8 protein-coding genes are annotated in these 8,941 nt (G+C 62.3%); 1 reads left to right on the top strand and 7 read right to left on the bottom strand.

The window, feature by feature from the left end; all coding sequences use genetic code 11:
- Positions 1–128 precede the first annotated feature (128 nt).
- Entirely contained in the window at positions 129–284 is a 156-nt protein-coding gene (locus AADJ04_RS16740; RefSeq protein ID WP_341240310.1) for a hypothetical protein, read from the top strand.
- A 54-nt stretch (positions 285–338) separates the two neighbouring features.
- Here the strand turns inward: AADJ04_RS16740 and bioB are convergent, their stop codons facing one another.
- From bioB to scpA, 7 genes are all read right to left on the bottom strand, one after another.
- Complete coding sequence (bioB, locus tag AADJ04_RS16735) at positions 339–1,376, bottom strand: biotin synthase BioB (protein WP_341240309.1); 1,038 nt, start codon at positions 1,374–1,376, stop codon at positions 339–341.
- Positions 1,373–1,576 carry a hypothetical protein gene (locus tag AADJ04_RS16730; RefSeq protein ID WP_341240308.1) on the bottom strand — a complete coding sequence of 68 codons (204 nt, stop codon included), beginning with the start codon at positions 1,574–1,576 and terminating at the stop codon, positions 1,373–1,375. The genes bioB and AADJ04_RS16730 overlap by 4 nt, the downstream gene beginning before the upstream one ends.
- Positions 1,577–1,829: 253 nt before the next feature.
- Complete coding sequence (locus tag AADJ04_RS16725; protein WP_198845627.1) at positions 1,830–2,300, bottom strand: VOC family protein; 471 nt, start codon at positions 2,298–2,300, stop codon at positions 1,830–1,832.
- A 111-nt stretch (positions 2,301–2,411) separates the two neighbouring features.
- Positions 2,412–4,460, bottom strand: coding sequence for an acetyl/propionyl/methylcrotonyl-CoA carboxylase subunit alpha (locus AADJ04_RS16720; protein WP_341240307.1), 2,049 nt, complete (start codon positions 4,458–4,460; stop codon positions 2,412–2,414).
- Between the two features lie 284 nt (positions 4,461–4,744).
- On the bottom strand, positions 4,745–6,277 hold the full coding sequence (locus AADJ04_RS16715) for an acyl-CoA carboxylase subunit beta (RefSeq protein WP_341240306.1): 1,533 nt from the start codon (positions 6,275–6,277) through the stop codon (positions 4,745–4,747).
- Positions 6,278–6,323: 46 nt separating this feature from the next.
- Positions 6,324–7,352, bottom strand: a complete 1,029-nt coding sequence (meaB, locus tag AADJ04_RS16710; RefSeq protein ID WP_341240305.1) for a methylmalonyl Co-A mutase-associated GTPase MeaB — start codon at positions 7,350–7,352, stop codon at positions 6,324–6,326.
- The coding region (gene scpA / locus AADJ04_RS16705; RefSeq protein ID WP_341240304.1) for a methylmalonyl-CoA mutase at positions 7,349–8,941 on the bottom strand (1,593 nt) is incomplete at its 5' end. The genes scpA and meaB, both read right to left, overlap by 4 nt.

The raw sequence follows: 8,941 nt of genomic DNA, 5'->3' as shown, positions 1-8,941 counted from the left end.
GCCAGTGCTAGCTTTGCGTACCGTCACTTATTGCACTGAAAACGAGGAGACCCCTCCCAGCACCCTCCCCCGCGTCCTTATCCCTCGGCTCATGGCCCATCGTGTGCCGACCTCCTCTGGTAACGCCTTTGGCGGATTCCTTCCTCGCCCTGTCCGAAGACTTCCGGCGCATCGCCCAGGAGTTTGCCGACGCAGAACCCGCAAGGCTGGCCGAGGTAGACCGCCTGGCCGCCGATCTGCCCATGGAGCGCATTGAACTGACATCGCGCGACGAGCCGCTTTGACGCACTCAGCTCGGCCATGCTGCCCTGGCAACGCCCGGCGCAGCGGAGTGCGCTTCAGGCAGCGAGGGCGTGGTCGCCTTCGGTGGTTGTGGTGCGGTGGCCGTTCAGGCCCAGCTTGGCCAGCAACTGCACATCAGCATCCACATCGGGGTTGCCCGTCACCAGCAGCTTGTCGCCGTAAAAAATCGAGTTGGCCCCGGCCATGAAGCACAGCGCCTGCACTGCTTCGCCCATCTGCTGACGCCCGGCCGACAGGCGTACGCGCGCCTTGGGCATGGTGATGCGGGCCACCGCAATCACGCGCACAAAGTCAAACGGGTCGATGGGTTCGCTGTCGGCCAGCGGCGTGCCGGGCACGCGCACCAGGCTGTTGATGGGCACCGACTCGGGGTATGGCTGCAGGTTGGCCAACTGCGCAATCAGGCCCGCACGGTGCACCGGCGCCTCGCCCATGCCCACAATGCCGCCGCAGCACACGCTGATGCCTGCAGCGCGCACGTTCTGCAACGTGTCCAGCCGGTCCTGGTAGGCCCGGGTGCTCACCACGTCGGTGTAGTACTCGGGGGCGGTGTCCAGGTTGTGGTTGTAGTAGTCCAGCCCGGCGTCTTTCAGCGCCTGCGCCTGGTGCGCTTCGAGCATGCCCAGCGTAGCGCAGGTCTGCAGGCCCAGGCCTTTCACGGCGCCAATCAGGGCGCTGACTTTTTCAATGTCGCGGTCCTTGGGCGCGCGCCAGGCGGCGCCCATGCAAAAGCGGGTGGCGCCTGCGTCCTTGGCGGCCTGGGCGGCGCGCACTACCTCCTCCACTTCCATGAGCTTTTCGGCCTTCACGCCGGTGTCGAACTCGGCCGCCTGCGGGCAGTAGCCGCAGTTTTCAGGGCAGCCACCCGTTTTCACCGACAGGAGCGTGGCCAGTTCAATGTCGCCCGCAGGCCAGTGCTGGCGGTGCACCGTCTGGGCCTCGAAAACCAGCTCCAGCAAAGGCTTGTCGAGCAATTGCTGAATCGCTTCGACAGACCACGGGCCCGCCTGGCGAGCCGGAGGCGACGAGGGGCGGTGGATGTGGACGGTTTGGGACGTCGTGCCGGGGTTCATGCTTGCTCCTTGAATGGTGTTTGTGGAAATCGCCCCTGGGCCTTGGCGGTCACCACGCCATGTGTGGTGCCGGGCCGCTGGGCTTGCAATAGGGCGGATTCTGGTCCAGAAAGTTGCACAAATCCAGCCTTCAAGGCCATAAAAACCGTCATAAAAATGGTGCAGCAAAAGACGGCAAATTGAAGAATATTTAGAAGCACTTAGAAAGTTTTTGATGTTTTTTAGACGAACTTGAAAGCATCTGAAAAGTCACTTTTTCTGCCACACGCAACCTGCCCTCATCTGCTGTCTATTGCCGGCAAACTCCCGCGCCAGTCTTCCAGAAATGAGCGCTTTTAACGGCAGACATCTGCGCCATGCAGGCGAAAAAAAGCCAACCTCAAGGGTTGGCTGTTTCGGGGCGTCTGCTCAATCCCCCTGTCTGCCGTTGGGACCCTGTCCCAGGGCGGTGGTTCAGCCCAGCGCCGCAATCACATCGGCAGGTGCCTGCACCAGTTCAATCAGCACGCCCTCCCCCGCAATCGGAAACTCGTCATTGCTCTTGGGGTGCAAAAACGTGATGTCGTAGCCGGCAGCGCCCTTGCGGATGCCACCGGGGGCAAAGCGCACGCCCTTGGCGGTGAGCCATTCCACGGCCTTGGGCAGGTCGTCAATCCACAGGCCAATGTGGTTGAGCGGCGTGGTGTGCACGGCGGGCTTTTTCTCGATGTCCAGCGGTTGCATGATGTCCACCTCCACCTTGAAGGCGCCCTTGCCCATGGCCAGGATGTCTTCATCGACGTTCTCGCGTTCGCTCTGGAAGGTGCCGGTCTGCTCCAGCCCGAGCATGTCCACCCACAGGGTCTTCATGCGTTGCTTGTCGGTGCCGCCAATGGCGACTTGCTGGATGCCCAGGACTTTGAAGGGGCGTTGGTTTGTGCTCATGATTACTCCTGATTTGATAGCTGCCAGCGCTTATCCATCAAGCGCCAGAGGCCAAAAAGACTAAAAGGGGCACAAGGCCCCTCTGGAATGCCTGGCAAACCAAGCGGCAGATCACTGGAATTCCAGGATCACCTGATCCACCGCCAGCGATTCGCCCTTGCCCGCCACGATCTTGCCGACCACGCCATCTTGCGCAGCGAAGAGGATGTTCTCCATCTTCATGGCTTCGATCACAGCCAGCTTTTCGCCCGCCTGCACCTTCTGGCCAGGCTGCACCGCCACATCCACCAGCAGGCCGGGCATGGGCGAGAGCAGGAACTTGGACAGGTCTGGCGGTGCCTTGTAAGGCATCAGCCGGTGCAGGCGCGCGCCCAAGGGCGAGAGCACCAGGGCTTCGATCTGCGTGCCGTTGTGCTGGATGCGCAGGGCCAGCGGGTTCTTGCCCGCGCCGCGCTCGACCTGGGCGGTAAAGCCCTGGCCGTTGCAGGCGCCCTGCACGCGGATCTGGCCCAGCGTGGCAGTGCTACTGATTTGATAGCTTTTGCCGCTTACTGTGACTGCGCTGGAGCCCGATTTGTCTTCAAAGTCAGACACCGTCACCTCGTGGTGCTGGTTCTGCCCTTCGGCCCCCAAAACCACCACCACGAACTGTTCACCCACCTTCACCTCGTGGCCTGCCAGCTGGCCGCTGATGCCCGAGGCGCGCGCGCGGTAGCGGCGGTGCATGAATGCCGCCAGCGCCACCAGGAACAGCGGGTCGCTGTGCGGCACGTCTTCAGCGTGGAAGCCCTTGCCGTAGTTCTCGGCGATAAAGCCGGTGTTGAAGTCGCCCGTCACAAACTTGGGATGCGCCAGCAGCGCCGCCTGGAACGGGATGTTGCTGCTGATGCCGCGAATCACAAAACCGTTGAGCGCTGCGCGCATCTTGGCAATTGCGTCATTGCGGTCCGTGCCATGCACGATGAGCTTGGCAATCATCGAGTCGTAGTACATGGGGATCTCGCCCCCTTCATACACGCCCGTGTCCACCCGCACACCCAGCTTTTTGCTGGTGTCGGACTGGAACATGCTTTCCTCTGGCGGCTGAAAGCGCACCAGGCGGCCGGTGGAAGGCAGGAAGTTGCGGAACGGGTCTTCGGCGTTGATGCGGCACTCAATGGCCCAGCCGTCGCGCTTCACATCGGCCTGGGTCAAGGGCAGCTTTTCGCCCGCCGCCACGCGGATCATCAACTCCACAAGGTCCAGGCCGGTAATGCACTCCGTCACCGGGTGCTCCACCTGCAGGCGGGTGTTCATTTCGAGGAAGTAGAAATCCTGGTCCTTGCCAACCACAAATTCCACGGTACCTGCGGACTGGTACTTCACGGCCTTGGCCAGCGCCACGGCCTGCTCGCCCATGGCCTTTCGCGTGGCGTCGCTGATGAAGGGCGACGGCGCCTCTTCGATCACCTTCTGGTGGCGGCGCTGGATGGAGCACTCGCGCTCGTTCAGGTAGATCACGTTGCCGTGGCTGTCGCCCAGGATCTGGATCTCGATGTGGCGTGGCTCCTGCACGAACTTCTCGATGAAGATGCGGTCGTCGCCAAAGCTGTTGCGGGCCTCGTTCTGGCAGCTGGCAAAGCCTTCAAACGCTTCCTTGTCGTTGTAGGCCACGCGCAGGCCCTTGCCGCCGCCGCCGGCCGAGGCCTTGATCATCACAGGGTAGCCAATGCCCTTGGCAATTTCCACCGCCTGCTCGGGGCCGCTGATGGCGTCGTTGTAGCCAGGAATCGTGTTGACCTTGGCTTCGTTGGCCAGCTTCTTGGAGGCGATCTTGTCGCCCATGGCCGCAATCGAATGCGCCTTGGGACCAATGAAGGCAATGCCTTCGTCTTCGCAGCGCTTAGCAAAGGCTTCGTTTTCAGACAGGAAGCCATAGCCGGGGTGCACGGCCTGCGCGCCGGTCTGCTTGCAGGCCGCAATGATCTTGTCGGCCAGCAGGTAGGACTCGCGTGAGGGCGCTGCGCCAATGTGCACGGCCTCGTCGGCCAGCTTGACGTGGCGCGCTTCCTTGTCGGCGTCAGAGTACACAGCGACAGTCTTGATGCCCATCTTGCGGGCGGTAGCCATGACCCTACACGCAATCTCGCCACGGTTCGCGATCAGGATTTTTGTAAACATTCTCTTCACTCCTCAGGCGATGGGATGGCGTGTAGCAGCCCGCTGTGCGGTCTGCGGCAGGCAATTTGTCGAAACGTCCGCTGTGCGGCCGTTTTCGCCACGGTTGGCGATCAGGATTTTGGTGAACATGTTTTGTCTCTTTCCAAGGGCTCTTACCCGAAACGTATTGGGTTAGGTGCTGGCACAGCCCAGCGAAGCGGTTGGGGCTAGGCGCCGGACCGCAGGCAGTAGCAGCGCTACGACAACGTCCGGTAACGACGCCCCAAGGGCTGTGGCAGTGCCGCTCAAAGGGGAATGTTCCCGTGCTTGCGCCAGGGGTTCTCTATCTTCTTGTTCTGCAGCATCACCAGACTGCGGCAGATGCGCTTGCGCGTCTCGTGCGGCAAGATCACGTCGTCGATAAAGCCGCGTGCACCGGCCACGAAGGGGTTGGCAAAGCGCTGCTTGTATTCCGCCTCGCGGGCAGCCAGCTTCACGGGGTCGTTCTTGTCTTCTCGGAAGATGATTTCCACAGCGCCCTTGGCGCCCATCACCGCAATCTCGGCGTTGGGCCAGGCCAGGTTCACGTCACCGCGCAAGTGCTTGGAGGCCATCACGTCATACGCGCCGCCATAGGCCTTGCGGGTGATGACGGTGATCTTCGGCACGGTGCACTCAGCGTATGCGTAGAGCAGCTTGGCGCCGTGCTTGATGATGCCGCCGTACTCTTGAGAAGTACCTGGCATGAAGCCGGGCACGTCCACAAACGTGACCACGGGGATGTTGAACGCATCGCAAAAGCGCACGAAGCGCGCGGCCTTGATGCTCGACTTAATGTCCAGGCAACCGGCCAGCACCAGCGGCTGATTGGCCACGATGCCCACCACCTGGCCTTCCATGCGGGCAAAACCGATGATGATGTTCTTGGCGTACTCGGGCTGCAGCTCAAAGAAATCCCCGTCGTCCACCGTCTTGAGGATCAGCTCCTTCATGTCGTAGGGCTTGTTGGGGTTGTCGGGCACCAGCGTGTCCAGGCTCATGTCCATGCGGTCGGCCGGGTCGTTGCTGGGGCGCACCGGGGCTTTTTCGCGGTTGTTGAGCGGCAGGTAGTTGTACAGGCGGCGCAGCATCATCAGCGCCTCCACGTCGTTCTCAAACGCCATGTCGGCCACACCGCTCTTGGTGGTGTGGGTGATGGCACCGCCCAGTTCTTCGGCCGTGACTTCTTCGTGCGTCACGGTCTTCACGACTTCGGGGCCGGTCACGAACATGTACGAGCTGTCCTTGACCATGAAGATGAAGTCGGTCATGGCCGGGCTGTATACCGCTCCGCCCGCGCATGGGCCCATGATCATGCTGATCTGCGGCACCACGCCGCTGGCCAGCACGTTCTTCTGGAACACATCGGCGTAACCGCCCAGGGATGCAACGCCTTCTTGAATACGCGCGCCGCCCGAGTCATTCAGGCCGATCACCGGTGCGCCGACCTTCATGGCCTGGTCCATCACCTTGCAGATCTTCTCGGCGTGCGTTTCGCTCAAAGCACCACCGAACACGGTGAAGTCCTGGCTGAACACGAACACCAGGCGGCCGTTGATCATGCCGTAGCCGGTGACCACGCCGTCGCCCGGCACCTTGTTGTCCTGCATGCCAAAGTCCGTGCAGCGGTGCTCCACGAACATGTCCCATTCTTCAAAGGTGCCGTCGTCCAGCAGCAACTCAATGCGCTCGCGGGCGGTGAGCTTGCCCTTTTTGTGCTGGGCGTCGATGCGCTTCTGGCCCCCGCCCAGGCGGGCAAGTTCGCGCTTTTTCTCCAGTTGGTCCAGGATGTCTTGCATGGTCGTCCTTCGGTGAAATGCTGTCTCGTTGGAATGAATTTGCTATTTATTCGATAGCTACTGGCGCTGGTCCAGATTGCGCCAGCAGCAGATTTCTTGCTGCAGTGGAAGCGGCGATGCGCCCCGCCACCACGTCTTGCTGCAACTGCGGCAGCAGCGCGCGCACCTGCGGGTGCTGGCGGAAAGCGAGCTTGAGGCCCGCCTCGATCCGTTCCCACATCCAGGCCAAAGCCTGCTTTTCGCGGCGCTGGACCAGGCGGCCGTTGGCGGTTTGCAGCCTTTGGTATTCGCTCACTGCGGCCCAGAAGCTGTCCACGCCCTGACCCAGCAGCGCACTGATCTGCACCACCTTGGGGTGCCACTGGGCTTCGTTGTGGTGGGCGTTTTCGGGGTTGCCGTGCTGGCCCAGCAGGCGCAGGCTGGAGGTGATCTGCGCCTCGGCCCGCGTGGCGGCGTTCTTGTCAATATCGGCCTTGTTGATGACCACCAGATCGGCAATTTCCATCACACCCTTCTTGATGGCCTGCAGGTCGTCGCCCGCATTGGGCAGCTGCATCAGCACGAACATGTCCGTCATGCCCGCCACGGCAGTCTCGCTCTGGCCCACGCCCACGGTTTCGATGATGACCACGTCGTAGCCCGCGGCCTCGCACACCAGCAGTGCCTCGCGCGTCTTCTCGGCCACGCCGCCCAGCGTGCCGCTGCTCGGGCTGGGGCGGATGTAGGCGCGTTCGTTGACGGAGAGGTGCTCCATGCGCGTCTTGTCGCCCAGGATGGAGCCGCCCGACACGGTGCTGGAAGGATCCACCGCCAGCACCGCCACGCGGTGCCCCAGGCCAATCAGGTACAGGCCCAGCGCCTCGATGAAGGTGCTTTTGCCCACGCCCGGCACGCCGCTGATACCCAGGCGGAACGCCTTGCCCGTGTGCGGGAGCAGTTGGGTAAGCAGCTCGTCGGCCTGGGCACGGTGGTCTGCGCGGGTGGATTCCAGCAGCGTGATGGCTTTGGCCATGGCGCGGCGCTGCAAGGGGCCATCGCCCCCCACAACGCCGCGCTGGATCGCTTCAGGGGTCACGCCGCAACCGCCTTGCGAATCTGCTCCAGCACATCCTTGGCGCTGGCCGGGATGGGAGTGCCGGGGCCGTAGACGCCCTTCACGCCTGCTTCGTACAGGAAGTCATAGTCCTGCGCAGGAATCACGCCGCCCACGAACACGATGATGTCGTCCGCGCCCTGCTTCTTCAGCTCGGCAATGATGGCGGGCACCAGCGTCTTGTGGCCTGCTGCCAGGGTGCTCACACCCACGGCGTGAACGTCGTTTTCAATCGCTTGGCGGGCGCATTCCTCGGGCGTCTGGAACAGCGGGCCCATGTCCACGTCAAAGCCCAGGTCGGCAAACGCGGTGGCCACCACCTTGGCGCCACGGTCGTGCCCGTCCTGGCCCAATTTGGCGATCATCACGCGGGGGCGGCGGCCCTGGTCTTCAGCGAAAGCGTTGATTTCGGTCTTGAGTTTTTCCCAGCCTTCGGCCGAGTCATAAGCGGCAGCGTACACACCGGTCACCTTTTGCGTATCGGCGCGGTGGCGCCCGAAAACCTTTTCCAGCGCGTCAGACACCTCGCCCACCGTGGCGCGCAGGCGGATGGCCTGGATGGACAGCTCGAGCAGGTTGCCCTCGCCGGACTCTGCTGCAGAAGTGAGAGCATCCAGCGCTTGCTGCACCTTGGCTGCATCGCGTTTTGCCTTGATTTCCTGCAGGCGGGCAATCTGGCCGTCGCGCACCTTCACGTTGTCGATTTCGAGGATATCGACCTTGTCTTCCTTGGCCAGCTTGTACTTGTTGACGCCGACAATCACGTCCTTGCCACTGTCGATGCGCGCCTGCTTCTCGGCGGCGGCGGCTTCGATCTTGAGCTTGGCCCAGCCGCTGTCCACGGCCTGGGTCATGCCGCCCATGGCTTCGACCTCTTCGATGATCTTCCAGGCAGCATCCGCCATGTCCTGCGTCAGCTTTTCCATCATGTAGCTGCCGGCCCAGGGGTCGATCACGTTGGTGATGTGGGTCTCTTCCTGGATGATGAGCTGCGTGTTGCGCGCAATGCGGGCGCTGAACTCGGTGGGCAATGCAATGGCTTCATCGAGCGCATTGGTGTGCAGCGATTGCGTGCCGCCAAACACGGCCGCCATGGCTTCGATGGTGGTGCGCACCACGTTGTTGTAGGGGTCTTGCTCGGTGAGCGACCAGCCCGAGGTCTGGCAGTGCGTGCGCAGCATCAGGCTCTTGGGGTTCTTGGCGTTGAAGCCCTTCATGATGCGGCACCACAAGAGGCGTGCGGCGCGCATCTTGGCCACTTCGAGGTAGAAGTTCATGCCGATGGCCCAGAAGAACGAGAGGCGCCCGGCAAAGTCGTCCACGTCCATGCCCTTGGCGATGGCGGTCTTCACGTATTCCTTGCCGTCGGCCAGGGTGAAGGCCAGCTCCAGCGCCTGGTTGGCCCCGGCTTCCTGCATGTGGTAGCCGCTGATCGAGATCGAGTTGAACTTCGGCATGTTCTTGGCCGTGTACTCGATGATGTCGCCAATGATCTTCATCGACGGCTTGGGCGGGTAGATGTAGGTGTTGCGCACCATGAACTCTTTCAGAATGTCGTTCTGAATGGTTCC

This window comes from uncultured Acidovorax sp., from assembly GCF_964021665.1.
Taxonomy (GTDB): Bacteria; Pseudomonadota; Gammaproteobacteria; order Burkholderiales; family Burkholderiaceae_C; genus Acidovorax; species Acidovorax temperans.
Note: the sequence above shows the minus strand (reverse complement) of the source record. Positions and strands in the feature narration are given on the sequence as shown.